Origin of the sequence: Geodermatophilus telluris (assembly GCF_900102745.1) — a bacterium.
GTDB classification, from domain to species: Bacteria; Actinomycetota; Actinomycetes; order Mycobacteriales; family Geodermatophilaceae; genus Geodermatophilus; species Geodermatophilus telluris.
Map to the genome: position 1 here is coordinate 431,120 of NZ_FMZF01000002.1, position 18,558 is coordinate 449,677.

Sequence of the window (18,558 nt, forward strand, 5' to 3'; positions counted from 1 at the left end):
CAGGCGGACGACAATCGGATACCGGCGCCCTGCCGGAGAGTGCGAGGAACAGCGACAATGGCGCGCAAGGTGCAGGTCATCCTCAGCGACGACCTCGACGAGGACCTCCCCGCCGACGAGACGGTAAGCTTCTCCCTCGACGGCACGAACTACGAGATCGACCTGTCGGAGAAGAACGCCAGGGAACTGCGCGACTCGTTCTCGCGTTACGTCCAGGCCGCGCGCAAGGTCGGCCGCGGTGGCGGGCGCGCCTCGGGTGGCGGCCGTTCCCGGGCCACCGGCGGCGGTGGCCGGATGGACCGCGAGCAGGCCGGTGCGATCCGCGACTGGGCCCGGAAGAACGGCCACAACGTCAGCGACCGCGGCCGCATCCCGGCCAGCGTCGTCGACGCCTACGAGGCCGCTCACTAGAAGGACCTCCTCGCCCCCCACCCCTCGCTCCGTTCGGGGCGGGCCCCTGCGAGGAGGCCGTTCCAGCACGTCACCCGTGCGGGGCGGGCCCCTGCGAGGAGGCTGTTCCAGCACGTCACCGGTGGCCCGGCCCCTCGAGGGGCCGGGCCACCGGCGTCCCCGGGCAACGCGCCGTCCGCTGTCGGCGTAACGGGTCCGGAACACCGTCCGGGCACCATCGGTTGACCCAGACAGCCACCCACCGCACCGCCGGTCGCCACCGACGGGACGGCGTGGTCCGTGACTACAGTGGAAAGACCGGTGCCCCAGCGCGCCGACGGACGTCGGGTGCTCCTCCCCGCTCGTGGGGAGGACAGTGCCGGACCAGCCGGTCAGAGGAGATCAGCAGATGTTCGAACGGTTCACCGACCGAGCCCGTCGGGTGGTCGTCCTGGCCCAGGAAGAGGCCCGGATGCTCAACCACAACTACATCGGCACCGAGCACATCCTCCTGGGCCTGATCCACGAGGGTGAGGGTGTCGCGGCCAAGGCGCTCGAGTCCCTGGGCATCTCGCTCGAGGGCGTCCGCCAGCAGGTCGAGGAGATCATCGGCCAGGGCCAGCAGGCGCCCTCCGGCCACATCCCCTTCACCCCGCGGGCGAAGAAGGTGCTGGAGCTGTCGCTGCGCGAGGCGCTGCAGCTCGGCCACAACTACATCGGCACCGAGCACATCCTGCTCGGCCTCATCCGTGAGGGCGAGGGCGTCGCCGCCCAGGTCCTGGTGAAGCTGGGTGCCGACCTCAACCGCGTCCGCCAGCAGGTCATCCAGCTGCTCTCGGGCTACCAGGGCAAGGAGCCGGCCGCGGCCGGCGGCCCCTCCGAGGGCACCCCGTCGACGTCCCTGGTGCTCGACCAGTTCGGCCGCAACCTGACCCAGGCCGCGCGCGACTCCAAGCTCGACCCGGTCATCGGGCGGGCCAAGGAGATCGAGCGGGTCATGCAGGTCCTGTCGCGGCGGACCAAGAACAACCCCGTCCTCATCGGCGAGCCCGGCGTCGGCAAGACCGCCGTCGTCGAGGGCCTGGCCCAGGCGATCGTCAAGGGCGAGGTCCCCGAGACGCTGAAGGACAAGCAGCTCTACACCCTCGACCTCGGCGCCCTGGTCGCCGGGTCGCGCTACCGCGGTGACTTCGAGGAGCGCCTGAAGAAGGTCCTCAAGGAGATCCGCACCCGCGGCGACATCATCCTGTTCATCGACGAGATCCACACCCTCGTCGGGGCCGGTGCCGCCGAGGGCGCGATCGACGCCGCCAGCATCCTCAAGCCGATGCTGGCCCGCGGTGAGCTGCAGACCATCGGCGCCACCACGCTCGACGAGTACCGCAAGCACCTGGAGAAGGACGCCGCCCTCGAGCGCCGCTTCCAGCCCATCCAGGTCGGCGAGCCGACGCTGCAGCACACCATCGAGATCCTCAAGGGGCTGCGCGACCGGTACGAGGCGCACCACCGGATCAGCATCACCGACGGCGCCCTGGTCGCCGCCGCGACGCTGGCCGACCGCTACATCTCCGACCGCTTCCTGCCCGACAAGGCGATCGACCTGATCGACGAGGCCGGTGCCCGGATGCGGATCAAGCGGATGACCGCGCCGCCGGACCTGCGCGAGTTCGACGAGCGGATCGCGACCATCCGTCGCGAGAAGGAGTCGGCGATCGACGCGCAGGACTTCGAGAAGGCCGCGTCGCTGCGCGACAAGGAGAAGCAGCTCCTGGGCGAGAAGGCCGAGCGCGAGAAGGCGTGGAAGGCCGGCGACATGGACGTCGTCGCCGAGGTCGACGACGAGCAGATCGCCGAGGTGCTGGCCAACTGGACCGGCATCCCCGTCTTCAAGCTCACCGAGGAGGAGACGACCCGGCTGCTGCGCATGGAGGACGAGCTCCACAAGCGCATCATCGGCCAGGAAGAGGCCATCAAGAGCGTCTCGCAGGCGATCCGTCGCACGCGGGCCGGTCTGAAGGACCCGCGTCGCCCCGGCGGCTCGTTCATCTTCGCCGGCCCCTCGGGTGTCGGTAAGACCGAGCTCGCCAAGGCGCTCGCGCAGTTCCTCTTCGGTGAGGACGACGCCCTCATCCAGATCGACATGGGCGAGTTCCACGACCGGTTCACCGTGTCGCGGCTCGTCGGTGCCCCTCCCGGTTACGTCGGGTACGACGAGGGTGGCCAGCTCACCGAGAAGGTGCGGCGCAAGCCGTTCTCGGTGGTCCTCTTCGACGAGATCGAGAAGGCGCACGCGGACGTGTTCAACACGCTCCTGCAGGTGCTGGAGGACGGCCGGCTCACCGACGGTCAGGGCCGGATCGTGGACTTCAAGAACACGATCCTGATCCTCACGACCAACCTCGGGACGCGGGACATCTCCAAGGCCGTGGGTCTGGGCTTCCAGGTCGGCAACGACACCCAGTCGAACTACGAGCGGATGAAGCTCAAGGTCAACGAGGAGCTCAAGCAGCACTTCCGGCCGGAGTTCCTCAACCGCATCGACGACATCGTCGTGTTCCACCAGCTGACCGAGGACGAGATCATCGAGATCGTCGACCTCATGGTCGCCCGCGTGGAGGGCCAGCTGGCCAACAAGGACATGTCGCTGGAGATCACGCAGGACGCCAAGAAGCTGCTGGCGGCCCGCGGGTTCGACCCGGTGCTGGGTGCCCGGCCGCTGCGCCGGACCATCCAGCGCGAGATCGAGGACGCGCTGTCGGAGAAGATCCTCTACGGCGAGCTGACCGCCGGTCAGATCATCGTGGTGGACGTCGAGGGCGAGGGTCCGACCGCGACCTTCACCTTCCGCGGCGAGGCCAAGCCGATCGACCTGCCCGACACCCCGCCGGTCGCCCTCACCGTGGGCGACGACGAGGACGGCCAGAGCGGCCCGACCTCGCTCGAGAAGGGCCAGTGAGGGCCCGCCAGGTCCACTGAGGTCCAGCACAGGGGCCGTCTCCCGCGAGGGAGGCGGCCCCTGTGCCGTTCCAGGGACCCCGCGTGATGATCAGCAGAAGGACCTCCCTGCCCCCCACCACTCGCGAGCTCGCGGCGGGACCCTGCAGGGAGGCCACCTCACCACCGGGTGTCCGACCCGACCGCCCACCGTCGGGTGGGACGCGCTGCGGTGGGGGAGGACGCGTTCCCAGGGAGGAGGCGGTCGTGGCCCGCGGTGACCACCCGAGGCGGACGCCGGTCTACGGCGGCCTGCTGATCGCCGCCGCGATGGTCGGCGCCACGCTGGTCGTCGTCGAGGGCGCCGGCCTGCCGACCCCCGTCCGGGCCGTCCTGCTCGTCCTGGCCGGCCTGACCGCCCTCGCCGGCTGGCTGATGACCTTCCGCGACCTCACGCCGCGCCGCTGACCGGCCGGCGCCGTCAGGCGGGCAGCGCGAACCGGCCGTCCTCGGTCTGCTCGACCAGGCCGTCGGCCAGCAGGGAGTCCAGGCAGCGGGCGCGCTGAGCGGCGTCGTCCCACGCGTCGTCGAGGGCGGACGCCGCCACCGGGCCCTCGGCGGCACGCAGGACGTCGAGCAGCCGGCCGCGCACCTGGCGGTCGGTCCCGGCGAACCGCTGCACCCGCCGGGGTGGCCCGTCGGCGGCGGGGCACCCGGCCAGCCGCCAGGCGCAGCGCTCGCGGACGGGGCAGACCGCACAGCGCGGCGTCCGGGCCACGCACACCAGCGCCCCGAGCTCCATGGCCGCCACCGAGAAGCGCACCGCCCGGTCCCGGTCGGCCGGGGCCAGCGCCGCGACGTCGGTGAGGTCCGAGGCCCGGGCGGTGCCGGCCTCCGCGCGCCCGTGCACCAGCCGGGCCACCACCCGGCGCACGTTGGTGTCCACCACCGGCTGCGGCCGGCCGTGGCCGAAGCAGGACACGGCCCGCGCGGTGTAGGTGCCGACGCCGGGCAGCGCCTCCAGGGCCGCCACGTCGGCGGGCACGGCGCCCCCGTGCCGCTCCACGAGCGCCACGGCGGTCTCCCGCAGCCGCAGCGCCCGGCGCGGGTAGCCGAGCTTGCCCCAGGCGCGGATGACCTCCGCGGGCGAGGCCGCGACCAGGTCGGCCGGCGTGGGCCACCGGTCCACCCAGGCGCGCCAGACCGGCTCGACGCGGGCGACCGGGGTCTGCTGCAGCATCACCTCGCTGACCAGCACCGCCCACGGGTCCACCCCCGGCCGCCGCCACGGCAGGTCGCGCGCGGCGGTGTCGTACCAGTCGACGAGGGTGTCCCCGATCTCGGCGGTCGGCACGGCAGGGGCGTCCACGGGGGTCCAGTCTGCCCGGCCGGGACCGCGGCGTGCCGGGGAGGAGGGGTCACCGGCCGCCGACTACGGTCCTGTGCGTGCTGCACCCGGTCGGGCCCCTGCCCGCCGCCGTCTACTGGCGACGGCGGCTGCTGGTGCTGGTGCTGCTGCTCGCCGTCCTCGGCGGGGGCGGGTGGGTCGGCGTCGCCCTGCTCGGCGGCCGGGACGGCGACGCCGCGGCCGCCGAGGCGACGGCCACGAGCACCGCCGCGCAGCCTCCCGCGCTCGACCGGGTGGTCCCCTCGCTGGCCAGCGTGCAGACCCCCACCCCGACGCCCACCGCCGCCCCGTCACCGTCCGAGCCGTCACCGCCGGAGCAGGAGGCCGGTGCGCCGTGCAGCGACGACGTCCTCGCACTCGAGGTGCGCTCGCCGGGCTCGGTGCCGGCGGGCTCGCAGCCGGTCCTCGAGCTCGTCGTCACCAACACCGCGGCCGTGCCCTGCACCCGCGTGCTCGACCAGGAGCTGCAGGAGATCGTGCTGCTCGACGGGTCCGGCGCGCGGCTGTGGGGGAGCAACGACTGCTTCCCCGAGCAGAGCGACGACACCCGCACGCTCGCCCCGGGTGAGCAGGTGGTGTTCCCGCTGACCTGGGGCGGGCTGACCAGCGAGCCGACCTGCACCGCCGAGCGCGTGCCGGTGGGGCCGGGGCAGTACGTGCTGCGCGCCCGGCTGGACACCGAGACCAGCCCGGACGCCGCCCTCCAGGTCACCTGAGTGTGGCCCTCCTGCAGGGGCCCGCTGCGAGCTTGCGAGCGGTGGGGGGCAGGAGGGTCCTTTCTCAGCTGTAGCGGTCGAGGATCGAGGTCTCGGCCAGCCGGGACAGGCCCTCGCGGATCCCGCGGGCGCGCGCCTCGCCGACGCCCTCGACGGCGAGCAGGTCCTCGATGGTGGCGGCCAGCAGCTTCTGCAGGCCGCCGAAGTGGTCGACCAGCCGGTCGATGATCCCGGCCGGCAGGCGGGGCACGCGCGCCAGCAGCCGGTAGCCGCGGGGGCTGACGGGGGAGTCGAGGGCCTCGGCCGAGGTGGGCAGGCCGTAGCAGCGGGCGACCGCGGAGAGGTCGAGCAGCTCGGTGGCCGACAGCGCCCGCAGGTCGGTGAGCACCTGCTCGATGCTGCGGGGCCGCCGTCCGCCGCCGCCGGGGAGGTAGTCGCGCACCAGCAGCGCGCGGTCCTCCTCGACCCCGGCCAGCATCTCGTCGAGCTGCAGCGCCAGCAGCCGGCCGTCGGTGCCCAGCTCGACGACGAAGCCCTCGATCTCGTCGGCGATCCGGCGCACCATCTCCAGCCGCTGGCTGACGCTCATCGCGTCGCGGACGGTGACCAGGTCCTCGATCTCCAGCGCCGACAGCGTGCTGGCCACCTCGTCGAGGCGCAGCTTGTAGCGCTCCAGCGCCGCGAGGGCCTGGTTGGCGCGCGCCAGGATCGTCGTCGGGTGCTCGAGGGTGTAGCGCCGCCCGGCCACGTAGACGCTGATGATGTGCATGGACTGGCTGACCGAGATGACCGGGAAGCCGGTCTGCACGGCCACCCGCTCGGCGGTGCGGTGCCGGGTGCCCGACTCCTCGGTGGGGACCGTCGGGTCGGGCATCAGGTGCACGCCGGCGCGCACGATCCGCAGCCCGTCGGAGGACAGGATGACCGCGCCGTCCATCTTCGCCAGCTCGCGCAGCCGGGTGGCCGACAGCGCGACGTCGAGGGCGAACCCGCCGGTGCAGATCGACTCCACGACCCGGTCGTAGCCGAGCGCGATCAGGGCGCCCGTGCGACCGGCCAGGATGCGCTCCAGGCCGTCGCGCAGCGCCGTCCCGGGGGCGATGCGGCCGAGGAGCTCCCGGAGGGCGACCTCGGAGTCCACAGCGGGCGGCACGGGCGCTCCTGACGTCGACGTGGTGCGGCGGCCGAGTCTACGTGGCACGCCTGCCGGCCGGTCGCGAGCGGGGTGCGGCGGGCGGGCGGCTCACCCGGGGAACAGCGAGGACAGCGCCGCGCCGAGGTCGGGCACCTCCATCAGCCGGATGCCCTTGGGGGCGGGGCCGGCATCGGGCGGCACGAGCGCCAGCCGGTAGCCCTGCCGGGCGGCCTCGGCCAGCCGCCGCCCGGTGCCGCCGACCCGCCGGATCTCGCCGGACAGGCCGACCTCGCCGAGCGCGATCAGGCCCTCGGGCAGGGGCGTGTCCCGGGACGCGGACGCGATGGCCAGCGCCAGCGCCAGGTCGGCCGCGGGCTCGGCGATCTTCACCCCGCCGACGGAGGCGGCGAACACGTCGGCGTCGGCCAGCCGCACGCCGCCGCGCCGCTCGACGACGGCGTTGACCATCGCCACCCGCTGGGAGTCCAGCCCGCTGACCGCCCGCCGCGGGGAGCCGCCGCCGGCGCTGGTGGCCACCAGCGCCTGCACCTCGGCCAGCAGCGGCCGGCTGCCCTCCATGGTCACCGTGACGCAGCTGCCCGGGACCGCGGCGGTGCGCCGGGAGACGAACAGGTGCGAGGGGTCGGGGACGCCGACCACGCCGCCGTCGCCGATCTCGAAGCAGCCGATCTCGTCGGCGGGGCCGAACCGGTTCTTGGTGGCCCGCACCAGGCGCAGGGTCGAGTGCCGCTCGCCGTCGAAGGAGACGACGACGTCGACGAGGTGCTCCAGCGACCGGGGGCCGGCGATCGCGCCGTCCTTGGTCACGTGCCCGACCAGGATGGTGGTCATCCCGCGGGACTTGGCGACGGCGGTGAGCGCGGTGGCCACCGCCCGCACCTGGGTGGCCCCGCCGTCGGTGCCGTCGACGGCCGGGGAGCGGACGGTCTGCACGCTGTCGAGGACCAGCAGCGACGGGGCCACCTGCTCGACGTGGGCCAGCACCGCCGACAGCTCGGTCTCCGCGGCGAGGTAGAGCCGGTCGTGCAGGGCGCCGATCCGCTCGGCGCGCAGCCGCACCTGGGCCGCGGACTCCTCCCCGGAGACCACCAGCGTCGGGCCGTTGCCCTCGGCGACGCGGTGGGCGACCTCGAGCAGCAGCGTGGACTTGCCCACCCCCGGCTCGCCGGCGACCAGGACCACCGCGCCGGGCACCAGCCCGCCGCCGAGCACCCGGTCGAACTCGGGGATGCCGGTGGGGACGGCGCGCGCGCCGGTCAGCTCGACCTGGGCGATCGGCCGGGCGGGGGCGGTGACCGGGCCGGCCGCCACCGAGCGCAGCGCCGCGGCCGGCGGTCCGGCCTCCTGCAGCGTCCCCCAGGCCTGGCACTCGGGGCAGCGGCCGACCCACTTCGCCGAGGCGTAGCCGCACTCGGTGCAGCGGTGGGCGGGGCGGGCGGCCTTCACTCCGGACGGGGGCATGCCGCCACGGTAGGTGCGGCTACCGACACTCCCGGGGAGGACGCAGGGGGCCCCGCGTCACTCCGCCTCGGTGTTGGGCTCGTCCGACTCCTCCTCGGTGTCGAACTCGAAGGGCTCGCCGCGCTCGACCTCCTCCTCGGGGCCGGCCACGACCGCCTGCACGGTGATCTCGCCGGCCTGCTCGAAGGTGAAGGTCAGCGTCAGGTTCTGCCCGGGGGTGAGCGGCTCGGCGAGGTCCTGCAGGGTCACCGTCGCGCCGTCCTCCCGCCCGATGTAGAGGGCGGTGTCGGCGGGGACGTCCAGCGACAGCTGCGAGCTCGCCGTCGGGGAGGCGCTGGTCGGGGCGGCGGCGGTGGGCGGCGCGGCCGGGGTGGCGCCGGTCGAGCCCGGGGTGGGCGTCGCCGTGGGCTGGTCGCCGGCGGGGGAGGACGGGGAGGGCGTCGGGCCGGTGCCGGCCACCTGCAGGCCGCTGAAGCCCTCGCCCTCGATGTCGGTGAGGGTGTCGTCGGCGTTCGACGTGTTGACGACCGTGACGATCAGCTCGGCGTCGTCCCCCTCCTCGTACTGCCCCTCCTCGGGGTAGGCGATCAGCACCTGGCGCAGCAGGACGTCCTCGACCTGCGCCTGGGGGCCGACCTTGTCGCGGTCCTGCGTGCCGGTCTGGGAGACCTGCCCGGCGCTGCAGGCACCGAGGACGACCGGGGCGATCACGAGGGCACCCATCACGGCGGCGCTCTTCGCGCGGTTCACAGCGGTCGACCTCCAGCGGGGAACACGTGCCGGCCACCGTGGGGATCGGTGGCCCGAGTCGCGCCGAGCCTAACGGTCGACCCACCATGTCCGCCGGGAGGTGAGGCGGGTGGAGCGACCGGCGACGGGCGGTGCGGCGGCGGGGGAACGGGACCCGGCGCTGGCCGACTTCCCCGAGCGGTCGCCGGGCACCCGCCGCTGGCTGTTCGCCGACCAGCTCGGCCCGCACTTCCTCGACGCGCCCGACCAGCCGGTCCTGCTCGTCGAGTCGAAGGCCGTCTTCGCCCGCCGCCGGTTCCACCGGCAGAAGGCGCACCTCGTGCTCTCCGCGCTGCGCCACCGCGCCGCCGAGCTCGGCGACCGGGCCGACCTCCACCGGGTCACCACCTACGCCGAGGCGCTCGACCGGTACGACGAGCCGCTCAGCGTCTGCGCGCCCACCACCTGGAGCAGCCGCGACTACGTGCTGCAGCGCCCCGGCCTCGAGGTGCTCGCCGCGCGCGGCTTCGTCAGCAGCCAGGGCGAGTTCGCCCGGTGGGTCGAGGGCCGCGGCGGCCGCCGGCTGCTCATGGAGGACTTCTACCGCGACGCCCGCCGCCGGCTCGGCGTCCTCATGGACGGCGCCGAGCCGCTGGGCGGGCGGTGGAACTACGACCAGGAGAACCGCGAGCCCGCCCCCCGCGACGGCCGCTCACCGGCGCCGGAGCCGTGGTGGCCGGCCGAGGACGAGATCGACGAGCAGGTGCGCGCCGACCTCGACCGCTGGGAGGCCGACGGCGAGGTCTCCTTCGTCGGGGACGACGGCCCGCGGCTGTTCCCGGTCACCCGCGAGGAGGCGCTCACCCGGCTGCACGACTTCCTCACCCAGCGGCTGGGCGTCTTCGGCCCGCACGAGGACGCGATGCTCGCCGGCGAGCGCTGGCTGGCCCACTCGCTGCTGTCGCCGGCGATGAACCTCGGCCTGCTCGACCCGCTGGAGGTGGTGCACGCCGCCGAGGACGTCGCCCGGGCCCGCGCCGCCGACGGCGACCCGCTGCCGCTGAACTCCGTCGAGGGCTTCGTCCGGCAGGTCATGGGCTGGCGGGACTACATCTGGCACACCTACTGGCACTTCGGCCGGCACTACCGGCACGCCAACGCCCTGCGCGCGACCGAGCCGGTGCCCGGCTGGCTGGCCGACCTCGACGACGGCGCCGTCGACGCCGCGTGCCTGTCCGGCGTCCTCGGCGACCTGCGCCGCGACGGGTGGGTGCACCACATCCCGCGGCTGATGGTGCTCGGCAACTACGCGCTGCAGCGCGGGATCGACCCGCTGGCGATGACCGACTGGTTCCACCGCACGTTCGTCGACGGCTACGACTGGGTGATGGTCGCCAACGTCGTCGGCATGAGCCAGCACGCCGACGGCGGGGCGCTGGCCACCAAGCCCTACGCCGCCGGCGGCGCCTACATCGACCGGATGAGCGACTACTGCCGCGGCTGCTCCTACGACCCGCGGCAGCGCCTGGGCGAGGACGCCTGCCCCTACACGGCCGGCTACTGGGCCTTCCTGGAGCGCAACCGCGAGCGGCTGGCCGGCAACCTGCGGATGCGCCGTCCGCTGCAGGGCCTCGACCGGCTCAAGGACCTCCCGCTGGTCGTCGAGCAGGAGGTCGCCCGGGGCACCAGCCCGCCCTGACCGCCTCCCCGGACGGGGGACAGCGGTCCAGTTCCGTGCCGCACCTGCCGATGCCTGCTCCGCACAGGGGGAACGGCAGGAGGTGCGGATGGCGACGGGACCGGCGTTCGACGACGTCCTCGCGGCGGCCCAGGCGGGCGCGGCGTGGGCCTTCGAGGTGCTCTACCGCGACCTCTCCCCGGCGGTGACCGGCTACCTGCGGGTGCACGGCGCCGCGGACGCCGACGACCTGGCCAGCGAGACGTTCCTCGCGGTGTTCCGCGGCCTCGGCGGCTTCTCCGGCGACGAGGACGCGCTGCGCTCGTGGGTGTTCACCATCGCCCACCGGCGACTGGTCGACGAGTGGCGCCGGCGCAGCCGCCGCCCCCAGCTGGCCGACGACGGCGCCGACGCGCTGCCCGAGACGCCCGGCGGCGACGTCGAGGACGACGTCCTCGCCCGGCTGGGCACCGAGACCGTGCACCGGATGTGCGCCGACCTGCCCGCCGACCAGCGCTCGGTGCTGCTGCTGCGGGTGCTCGCCGACCTGACCGTGGAGCAGGTGGCGGCGGTGATGGACCGCTCGACCGGCTCGGTCAAGGCGCTGCAGCGGCGCGGGCTGCGGACACTGCGCGCCCGGCTCGAGCCGGCCGGTGCCCCCCGGACGGGTGAGACGGCTGTGGCGGGGCGCGCACCCTTCCCGGCCCGCCCGGCGATGACGGGAGCGAGATGACCACGCCAGCCGACGCCCGGACCGACGAGGAGGCCTTCGCGGCCTGCCTCGCCGGGCGGCCCGTGCCCACGGGCGCCGCGCACCTGACCGCGTTCACCGACGCGGTCCGGGCCGCGGCCACCGCGCCCGGGCGGCCCTCCGCCGCCCTGGCCGAGCTGCTGGCGACCGGTCTGCTCACCGACCAGTCGGAACCGTCCACGCGGACGACCGGGCAGCCCGCCCGGGCCTCACGGAAGAGACCCCGCATGATCCTCAGCACCCTCACCGCCAAGCTCGCCGCCGCCGGCATCGCCGCCAAGGCCGCCGCCGCGACCGGCGTCGTCGCCGTGGCCCTCACCGGCACCGTGACGACGATCGCCGCCACCGAGGAGCCCACGGCCCCGGTCGAGACCGTCGTCGACAGCCAGCCCGCCGACGGCGAGGGCACCGGCGAGGTCCCCGCCCCGGTGGTCACCACCCCCGAGGACGGCGAGCCCGCGCCGGCCGACCCCCAGCCCGCGCCGGTGGTCGTCGAGCCCGCGCCGGCCGACCCCGAGGCGCCGGCGCCGGTCGTCGGCGACCCGGCCGAGGTGCCCGGCGACGACACCGAGGAGCCGGAGCTCTCCGCGTCGGGCCTGACCGAGACCGAGTGGGCCGCCGGCCCGGCCGTGGGCCAGTCCTTCGGCTCGTGGGTCAGCGAGGGCGCGACCATGGGCTGGGCCACCGGAGAGCGCGTCAGCGCGGCCGCCCACAAGCGCAACGCCGACCGCCAGGCCGCCCGCGCCGGCGTGGCCCCGGCCCCGGCCCCCGCGCCGGCGCCCGCCCCGGCCCCCGTCCCGGTGGACGACACCGCGCCGGCCCCGGTCCAGCAGGCCGCTCCCGCCCCGGCCCCGGCCCCGGCGCCTGCCGCGACCGGCACCGGCGGTGGCCACGGCAACGGCGGTGGCAACGGCAACGCGGGCGGCAACGGCAACGGCAACGGCCGGAAGTGAGCCAGGGCGGGGCCGTGCTCAGGTGAGCGCGGCCCCGCCGGCCACCAGCAGCACCACGTCGAGCACCGTCAGCAGCAGCACCGCCGGGAAGGCCGCGCGGCGGAAGCGGGCCGTCCCGGCCAGCGCCGCGACCACGACGGCCGGCACGGCCAGCACCAGCCCGGCCCAGCCCCACCAGGCCGGAGGGCCGGCCGGCCCGAGCACCAGCACCAGGGACGCCGTCCCCAGCAGCAGCGCACCCAGCACCGCCGAGGCCCGGGCGCCCAGCCGGTGCGGCAGCCCGCGCACCCCGGTGGCGAGGTCGTCGTCGAGGTCGGGCGCCACGTTGGCCAGGTGCGCCGCCGCCCCCAGCGCCGCGCCGGCGACGGGCAGCCACCACGGCGCCACCGGCACCCCCGGCGCGGCGGCCACCACGCCGGCCGGGAGCGCGCCGAAGCCGGTCAGGTAGGGCAGGCCCGACGCCGCGGTCCGCTTGAGCCCGGCGTTGTAGGCCCACCCGCTGGCCACCAGGACCAGCAGCAGCAGCCCGGGCACCGCGCCCAGCAGCAGCGAGAGGACGACGGCCGCCGCGGCCGCCGCGAGCGCCGCCGTCCGCAGCACGGCAGGGGCCACGGCCCCCTGCACCACGGGCTTGTCGGTGCGGGCGACGGCCCGGTCGCGGTCGGCGTCGAGCCAGTCGTTGCTCCAGCCGATCGAGGCCTGACCTGCGAGGACGGCCACCCCGACGAGCGCCGCGCGCCCGGCGGGCAACCCCGCGGCGACGGCGAGCAGTGTCGCGACGACGGTCACCGCGGCCGCCGGCGGGGCGTGCGTGGCGAGCACGAGGGCCCGCACGAGGGAGACCCGCGAGGGGTGCGCACGCACACCGACCACGCCCCTGTCAACCCCTCCCGACGACTTCACCAGGCCTCTGACCTGCGCAAACGAGCAGACGGTCCTGTCCGGCCGTCAGTGTGCCGTGCTAACCTGGAGTCAGCGAAAGGGGTCACAATCACATGGGCTTCACTGTCGGCGAGACCGTCGTCTACCCGCACCACGGTGCCGCTCTGATCGAGGCGATCGAGACGCGGGTCATCAAGGGTGAAGAGAAGGCCTACCTCGTGCTGAAGGTCGCCCAGGGCGACCTGACCGTGCGCGTGCCGGCCGACAACGCAGAGATCGTCGGCGTCCGCGACGTCGTCGGTCAGGACGGGCTCAACCGCGTGTTCGAGGTCCTGCGGGCCCCGCACACCGAGGAGCCGACCAACTGGTCGCGCCGCTACAAGGCCAACCTCGAGAAGCTGGCCTCCGGCGACGTGAACAAGGTGGCCGAGGTCGTCCGCGACCTGTGGCGCCGCGACAAGGACCGTGGCCTCTCCGCCGGTGAGAAGCGGATGCTGTCCAAGGCCCGCCAGATCCTGGTCAGCGAGCTCGCGCTCGCCGAGGGCACCAACGAGGACAAGGCCGAGGTCCTGCTCGACGAGGTCCTCGCCAGCTGAACCCCGCACACCCTCTGCTCCACCCGGCCACTCCCGTGTCCGCTGTCGGCGTCGTCGCAGCGGCCGGGAGTGGTTCGCGTCTGGGGGCCGACCGGCCCAAGGCGCTCGTCGAGCTGGCCGGCCGGCCGCTGGTCGCCTGGGCGGTCGAGACGCTGCTCGCCGGCGGGGTCGACGAGGTCGTGGTGACCGTCCCCGCCGCCGAGCGCGCGGGCTTCGCCGCCGCGCTGCCCGGCCGGGTGCGACTGGTCGAGGGCGGCGCCACCCGCACCGCCTCGGTCCGCGCCGGCCTGGCCGCGGCCGGCCCGGGGGCCGACGTCGTCCTCGTGCACGACGCGGCCCGCCCGCTCACCCCGCCCGACGTCGTCGCCCGCGTCCTCGCCGCGCTCGCGGCCGGCGCGCCCGCCGTCGTCCCGGTGCTGCCCGTCGTCGACACCACCGTCGTCGTCGACGACGGCGGCCTGGTCACCGACGCCGTCCCGCGGGCGCGGCTGCGCCGGGTGCAGACGCCGCAGGGCTTCCACCGCGCCACCCTGGTCGCCGCCTACGCCGGCCTGGCCGAGGGCGTGGAGCTCACCGACGACGCCGCCGTGGTGCGCGCGGCCGGCGTCCCCGTGGCGACCGTCGAGGGCGACGAGCGCGCCGCGAAGGTGACCGTGCCGCACGACCTGCACCTGGCCGGGCTGCTGGTGGCCCGGTGACCGGGCTGCCGCGGGTCGGCCTGGGCGTCGACGTGCACCCGGTCGAGGCCGGCCGCCCGTGCTGGCTGGCCGGCCTGGAGTGGCCCGGCGCCGACGGCTGTGCCGGGCACTCCGACGGCGACGTGGTCGCGCACGCCCTCACCGACGCCGTCCTGTCGGCCGCCGGGCTCGGCGACATCGGCGGCCTGCTGGGCACCGACGACCCGCGCTGGGCCGGCGCCCGCGGGGTCGCCGTCCTCGAGCACGTGCGGGAGACCCTCGCGGCGGCCGGCTGGCGGGTCGGCAACGCCGCCGTGCAGCTGGTCGCGCCGGCGCCGAAGCTCGGCCCGCGCCGGGCGGAGGCGGAGGCCGCGCTGTCGGCCGCGCTGGGCGCCCCGGTGAGCGTCACCGCCACCACCACCGACGGGCTCGGCCTGGTCGGGCGGGGCGAGGGCCGGGCGGCCATCGCGACCGCGCTGGTCGTCGGGGCGGGGTCCGTGGACTCCGCGCCCCTCTGATGCAGCGCTCCGTAGACTCCGCGCAGTGAGCCTCCGCCTGTACGACACGGCCGCCCGCGCGGTCCGCGACTTCACGCCGCTGCGTGCGGGACAGGCCTCCGTGTACGTCTGCGGGCTCACCGTGCAGGGGCCGCCGCACGTGGGCCACGTGCGCGCCGCGCTGGTCTTCGACGTGCTGCGCAGCTGGCTGGAGCGGGGCCACGACCTCGACGTCACGCTGGTCCGCAACGTCACCGACATCGACGACAAGATCCTCGCCAGGGCCGCCGACGCCGGTGTCCCGTGGTGGGCCTGGGCCTACACCAACGAGCTGGCCTGCACCCGCGCCTACGACGTCCTCGGCGTCCGGCCGCCCACCTACGAGCCGCGCGCCACCGGCCACGTGCCCGACATGGTCGAGCTCGTCGAGCGGCTGGTGGAGCGCGGGCACGCCTACGCCGTCGACGGCGACGTCTACTTCGACGTCCGCTCGTTCCCGGAGTACGGGGCGCTGACCCGCCAGCGCCTGGAGGACCTCGAGCCGGCCGCCGACACCGACACCGACGAGCGCAAGCGCGACCCCCGCGACTTCGCGCTGTGGAAGGCGCACAAGCCCGGCGAGCCCGACACCGCCGCGTGGCCGACGCCGTGGGGCCGCGGTCGGCCGGGCTGGCACCTGGAGTGCTCGGCGATGGCGGAGCGCTACCTCGGACCGGACTTCGACGTCCACGGCGGCGGGCTGGACCTGCGCTTCCCCCACCACGAGAACGAGCAGGCGCAGTCGCGCGCGGCCGGCGACGGGTTCGCGCGGTACTGGCTGCACAACGGCTGGGTCACCCTCGGCGGCGAGAAGATGAGCAAGTCGCTGGGCAACACCGCGCTGGTCGACGAGGTGGTGCGTCGGGTGCGGCCGGTGGAGCTGCGCTACTACCTGGTCGCCCCGCACTACCGCTCGACCATCGAGTTCACCGACACCGCGCTGGCCGAGGCGGGCGCGGCGTACCGGCGGGTCGAGGCGTTCGTGCAGCGGGCCGCCGAGCGGGTGGGCGCCGAGCACCCGGCCGGGCTCCCGGAGGCCTTCCGCGCGGCCCTGGACGACGACCTGGGCACGCCGGCCGCCGTCGCCGTCGTGCACGACACCGTCCGGGTGGGCAACACCGCCCTGGCCGACGGCGACGACACCGCGACCGCCGCCGCGCTCGGTGCGGTCCGCGCGATGCTGGCCGTGCTCGGCCTGGACCCGCTCGACCCGCGGTGGGCCGGCGGCGGCGGGGACCGGCTGGCCGAGGTGACCGACGGGCTGGTCCGGCTGGCGCTCGACCAGCGGCAGGCCGCCCGCGCCCGCAAGGACTACGCGGCGGCCGACGCGCTGCGTGACCAGCTCACCGCCCTCGGCGTGCAGGTCGAGGACACCCCGCAGGGACCCCGATGGGAGCTGACCCGCTGATGGCCGGCAACAGCCAGCGCCGCGGCCGCACGAGCGGTGCCGGCAAGAAGGGCGCCACCGCCGGCACCGGTGGCAAGAACCGCCGGTCGCTCGCCGGCCGCGGGGCCACCCCGCCGGCCGAGATGCGCCCCGGCCACCCGGCGCAGCGCCGCGCGCAGGCCGACGCCCGCCGCCGGGCCGACCGCGACCGCAGCCGCCAGCGCGCCGAGGAGGCCCCGGAGCTGCTGCTGGGCCGCAACCCGGTGGTCGAGGCGCTGCGCGCGGAGATCCCGGCGACCGCGCTCTACGTCGTCACCGGCGACGGCGGGCGCACCGACGAGCGGATCACCGAGGCGGTGCAGCTGGCCGCCGACCGCGGACTGCCGCTGCTCGAGGTCGGGAAGGCCGAGTTCGACCGGATGTCGAACGGGGCGCTGCACCAGGGCATCGGCCTGCAGGTCCCGCCGTACTCCTACGCCCACCCCGACGACCTGCTCGACGTCGCCCGCGACTCCGGCCGGCCGCCGCTGGTGGTGGCCATGGACGGCGTCACCGACCCGCGCAACCTCGGCGCCGTCGTCCGCTCGGCGGCCGCGTTCGCCGCGCACGGGGTCGTCGTCCCGCAGCGCCGCGCCGTCGGCATGACCGCCTCGGCCTGGCGGACCAGCGCCGGCGCCGCCGCCCGCCTGCCGGTGGCCCGCGCGGTCAACCTCGCCCGCGCGCTGGCCTCCTACCAGGACGCGGGGCTCATGACCGTGGGCCTGGCCGGCGACGGCGACACCGACCTGCACGAGTTCGACGGCCTGGCCGACCCCGTCGCGCTGGTCGTCGGCGCGGAGGGGGCGGGGCTGTCGCGGCTGGTCCGCGAGCGCTGCGACGTCGTCCTGCGCATCCCGATCGCCCGCGACACCGAGTCGCTCAACGTCAGCGTCGCGGCCGGCATCGCCCTCTACGCCGTCGCCCAGGCCCGCCGGTAGCGGCCGCGCCGGGCTCAGCCGAGCAGCTGGGCGACGGTGTAGATGACCAGGCCGGCGAGGCCGCCGACGACGGTGCCGTTGATGCGGATGAACTGCAGGTCGCGGCCCACCTGCAGCTCGATGCGGCGGCTGGTCTCCTCGGTGTCCCAGCGGGCCACGGTGGCGCCGACGACGTCGGCCAGCTCGCCGGCGAAGCGGTCGACCAGGTAGCCGGCCACCCGCACCGACTGCCGCTGCACCCGCTCGCGCACCCGCGGGTCGGTCTGCAGCAGCCGCGCCGCGTCGCGGACCAGCCCGGCCACCCGCGCCCGGAGCTCGGAGTCGGGGTCGGCGGCAGCGGCGAGGAACGCGGTCTTGGCGTTGGTCCACAGCGACGAGGACCAGGTGCGCACCGCCGGGTGCTCGAGCAGCTCCTTCTTGAACGCCTCGACCCGCGCGGCGGTGTCGGGGTCGGTGCGCAGCGCGTGCACGTAGGCGCGCAGCCGGGCGTCGTAGACCCGGCGCAGCTCGTGGTGCCGGTCGGCGCCCACCTCGTCGAGGAAGGACCGCACCCCGGCGAAGACCCGGTCGAACACCCGGTCGTCGACCCAGTCGGGCACCCAGGAGGGGGAGGCGTCGCCGAGCTGGGCGCGGAAGACCACCCGGTTGTCCTCGAGGAAGCGGGCCAGGTAGCGCAGCGCCGCCGAGAGCACCTCCTGGTGCCGGTCGCCGTCGACGACCAGCTCCAGCACCCGGGCCAGCACCGGCGCGGCCGGCGTCTCGTGCAGCTTGCGGTCGACCAGCCCGGCGACGGCGTCCTGCACGTCGTCGTCGCGCAGCAGGTCGGTGACCCCGGCCAGCGCGACCGCGGCGTCGGCGGCCAGCCGCTCGGCCCGGCCGGGAGCGGCCAGGAAGCCCCCGAGCCGGCCGGGGACGTCGACGGTGGCCAGCTTGTCCTCGACGACGGCGCGGGTGAGGAAGTTCTCCTGCACGAAGGTGCCCAGGCTGGCGCCGATCTGGTCCTTCTTGCGCGGGATGATCGCCGTGTGCGGGATCGGGATCCGCAGCGGGTGCCGGAACAGCGCGGTGACGGCGAACCAGTCGGCCAGCGCGCCCACCATCGAGGCCTCGGCGGTGGCCCGCACGTATCCGACCCAGGCCCCCGCCTCGGATCCGGCCAGCACGCAGGCGAGGAACACCGCCGCGGCCACCAGGAACAGCCCGGTGGCCAGCCGCTTCATCCGCCGCAGGCCCTCGGCGCGCTCCGGGTCGTCCAGCGAGGAGGCCAGCGGAGCGCTCGGGGACGACGACACCCTCCCGAGCCTAGGAGGCCCGGGAGGGTGCCGTC

Annotated in this window: 18 protein-coding genes; 12 read left to right on the plus strand and 6 right to left on the minus strand. The window is 75.5% G+C overall.

Translation table 11 applies throughout. The features are described from left to right. Nucleotides 1-57 precede the first annotated feature (57 nt). From BLQ97_RS07250 to BLQ97_RS07260, 3 genes are all read left to right on the plus strand, one after another. Entirely contained in the window at nucleotides 58-411 is a 354-nt protein-coding gene (locus BLQ97_RS07250; protein ID WP_091364735.1) for a histone-like nucleoid-structuring protein Lsr2, read from the plus strand. A 388-nt stretch (nucleotides 412-799) separates the two neighbouring features. Further along, complete coding sequence (locus BLQ97_RS07255) at nucleotides 800-3,346, plus strand: ATP-dependent Clp protease ATP-binding subunit (RefSeq protein ID WP_091364737.1); 2,547 nt, start codon at nucleotides 800-802, stop codon at nucleotides 3,344-3,346. 245 nt (nucleotides 3,347-3,591) lie between these two features. Next, entirely contained in the window at nucleotides 3,592-3,792 is a 201-nt protein-coding gene (locus BLQ97_RS07260) for a hypothetical protein (protein WP_091364739.1), read from the plus strand. A gap of 13 nt (nucleotides 3,793-3,805) precedes the next feature. Here BLQ97_RS07260 and BLQ97_RS07265 read toward each other — a convergent pair whose 3' ends face one another. Then, a complete protein-coding gene (locus BLQ97_RS07265; RefSeq protein ID WP_091364741.1) occupies nucleotides 3,806-4,693 on the minus strand; it encodes an HhH-GPD family protein in 888 nt (295 codons plus the stop codon). A gap of 77 nt (nucleotides 4,694-4,770) precedes the next feature. On the opposite strand from BLQ97_RS07265, the gene BLQ97_RS07270 reads away from it, so the two are divergent. Further along, nucleotides 4,771-5,448, plus strand: a complete 678-nt coding sequence (locus BLQ97_RS07270) for a MucR family transcriptional regulator (RefSeq protein ID WP_091364742.1) — start codon at nucleotides 4,771-4,773, stop codon at nucleotides 5,446-5,448. Between the two features lie 64 nt (nucleotides 5,449-5,512). On the opposite strand, the gene disA is transcribed toward BLQ97_RS07270, so the two are convergent. The 3 genes from disA to BLQ97_RS07285 all read right to left on the minus strand — a co-directional run bounded on the left by disA (nucleotide 5,513) and on the right by BLQ97_RS07285 (nucleotide 8,815). Further along, entirely contained in the window at nucleotides 5,513-6,601 is a 1,089-nt protein-coding gene (gene disA, locus BLQ97_RS07275; protein WP_091364744.1) for a DNA integrity scanning diadenylate cyclase DisA, read from the minus strand. 90 nt (nucleotides 6,602-6,691) lie between these two features. Beyond that, nucleotides 6,692-8,065: a DNA repair protein RadA gene (gene radA / locus BLQ97_RS07280; protein ID WP_091364746.1), complete on the minus strand. Its 1,374-nt coding sequence runs from the start codon at nucleotides 8,063-8,065 to the stop codon at nucleotides 6,692-6,694. 57 nt (nucleotides 8,066-8,122) lie between these two features. Continuing rightward, nucleotides 8,123-8,815 carry a copper chaperone PCu(A)C domain-containing protein gene (locus tag BLQ97_RS07285; RefSeq protein WP_091364747.1) on the minus strand — a complete coding sequence of 231 codons (693 nt, stop codon included), beginning with the start codon at nucleotides 8,813-8,815 and terminating at the stop codon, nucleotides 8,123-8,125. Nucleotides 8,816-8,924: 109 nt separating this feature from the next. On the opposite strand from BLQ97_RS07285, the gene BLQ97_RS07290 reads away from it, so the two are divergent. The 3 genes from BLQ97_RS07290 to BLQ97_RS07300 all read left to right on the plus strand — a co-directional run bounded on the left by BLQ97_RS07290 (nucleotide 8,925) and on the right by BLQ97_RS07300 (nucleotide 12,176). Beyond that, nucleotides 8,925-10,493, plus strand: coding sequence for a cryptochrome/photolyase family protein (locus tag BLQ97_RS07290; protein ID WP_175471632.1), 1,569 nt, complete (start codon nucleotides 8,925-8,927; stop codon nucleotides 10,491-10,493). An 88-nt stretch (nucleotides 10,494-10,581) separates the two neighbouring features. Then, the gene (locus BLQ97_RS07295; protein ID WP_091364751.1) at nucleotides 10,582-11,205 is read left to right on the plus strand and encodes an RNA polymerase sigma factor; all 624 of its coding nucleotides are present in this window, start codon (nucleotides 10,582-10,584) and stop codon (nucleotides 11,203-11,205) included. After that, nucleotides 11,202-12,176 carry a hypothetical protein gene (locus BLQ97_RS07300; RefSeq protein ID WP_091364752.1) on the plus strand — a complete coding sequence of 325 codons (975 nt, stop codon included), beginning with the start codon at nucleotides 11,202-11,204 and terminating at the stop codon, nucleotides 12,174-12,176. The genes BLQ97_RS07295 and BLQ97_RS07300 overlap by 4 nt, the downstream gene beginning before the upstream one ends. Nucleotides 12,177-12,194: 18 nt before the next feature. Here BLQ97_RS07300 and BLQ97_RS07305 read toward each other — a convergent pair whose 3' ends face one another. After that, nucleotides 12,195-13,040, minus strand: a complete 846-nt coding sequence (locus tag BLQ97_RS07305; RefSeq protein WP_091365748.1) for a UbiA family prenyltransferase — start codon at nucleotides 13,038-13,040, stop codon at nucleotides 12,195-12,197. 131 nt (nucleotides 13,041-13,171) lie between these two features. Between BLQ97_RS07305 and BLQ97_RS07310 the strand changes: the two genes are divergently transcribed. The 5 genes from BLQ97_RS07310 to rlmB are packed head-to-tail and all read left to right on the plus strand — an operon-like array spanning nucleotide 13,172 to nucleotide 17,231. Then, the gene (locus tag BLQ97_RS07310; protein WP_073418385.1) at nucleotides 13,172-13,654 is read left to right on the plus strand and encodes a CarD family transcriptional regulator; all 483 of its coding nucleotides are present in this window, start codon (nucleotides 13,172-13,174) and stop codon (nucleotides 13,652-13,654) included. Between the two features lie 35 nt (nucleotides 13,655-13,689). Further along, a complete protein-coding gene (ispD, locus tag BLQ97_RS07315; RefSeq protein WP_091364754.1) occupies nucleotides 13,690-14,352 on the plus strand; it encodes a 2-C-methyl-D-erythritol 4-phosphate cytidylyltransferase in 663 nt (220 codons plus the stop codon). After that, a complete protein-coding gene (ispF, locus tag BLQ97_RS07320; protein WP_091364757.1) occupies nucleotides 14,349-14,849 on the plus strand; it encodes a 2-C-methyl-D-erythritol 2,4-cyclodiphosphate synthase in 501 nt (166 codons plus the stop codon). The genes ispD and ispF overlap by 4 nt, the downstream gene beginning before the upstream one ends. 25 nt (nucleotides 14,850-14,874) lie before the next feature. Next, nucleotides 14,875-16,275, plus strand: a complete 1,401-nt coding sequence (gene cysS, locus BLQ97_RS07325; protein ID WP_091364758.1) for a cysteine--tRNA ligase — start codon at nucleotides 14,875-14,877, stop codon at nucleotides 16,273-16,275. Then, nucleotides 16,257-17,231: a 23S rRNA (guanosine(2251)-2'-O)-methyltransferase RlmB gene (rlmB, locus tag BLQ97_RS07330; RefSeq protein ID WP_245691943.1), complete on the plus strand. Its 975-nt coding sequence runs from the start codon at nucleotides 16,257-16,259 to the stop codon at nucleotides 17,229-17,231. The genes cysS and rlmB overlap by 19 nt, the downstream gene beginning before the upstream one ends. A gap of 14 nt (nucleotides 17,232-17,245) precedes the next feature. Here rlmB and BLQ97_RS07335 read toward each other — a convergent pair whose 3' ends face one another. After that, complete coding sequence (locus BLQ97_RS07335; protein ID WP_091364762.1) at nucleotides 17,246-18,523, minus strand: DUF445 domain-containing protein; 1,278 nt, start codon at nucleotides 18,521-18,523, stop codon at nucleotides 17,246-17,248. Between the last annotated feature and the right edge of the window lie 35 nt (nucleotides 18,524-18,558).

Bases quoted from the DNA above. Each gene is read 5' to 3' on its own strand.
- BLQ97_RS07250 (WP_091364735.1), top strand. From the start codon at position 58: ATGGCGCGCAAGGTGCAGGTCATCCTCAGCGACGACCTCGACGAGGAC.
- BLQ97_RS07255 (WP_091364737.1), top strand. From the start codon at position 800: ATGTTCGAACGGTTCACCGACCGAGCCCGTCGGGTGGTCGTCCTGGCC.
- radA (WP_091364746.1), bottom strand. From the start codon at position 8,065: ATGCCCCCGTCCGGAGTGAAGGCCGCCCGCCCCGCCCACCGCTGCACC.
- BLQ97_RS07295 (WP_091364751.1), top strand. From the start codon at position 10,582: ATGGCGACGGGACCGGCGTTCGACGACGTCCTCGCGGCGGCCCAGGCG.
- BLQ97_RS07300 (WP_091364752.1), top strand. From the start codon at position 11,202: ATGACCACGCCAGCCGACGCCCGGACCGACGAGGAGGCCTTCGCGGCC.
- BLQ97_RS07310 (WP_073418385.1), top strand. From the start codon at position 13,172: ATGGGCTTCACTGTCGGCGAGACCGTCGTCTACCCGCACCACGGTGCC.
- rlmB (WP_245691943.1), top strand. From the start codon at position 16,257: ATGGGAGCTGACCCGCTGATGGCCGGCAACAGCCAGCGCCGCGGCCGC.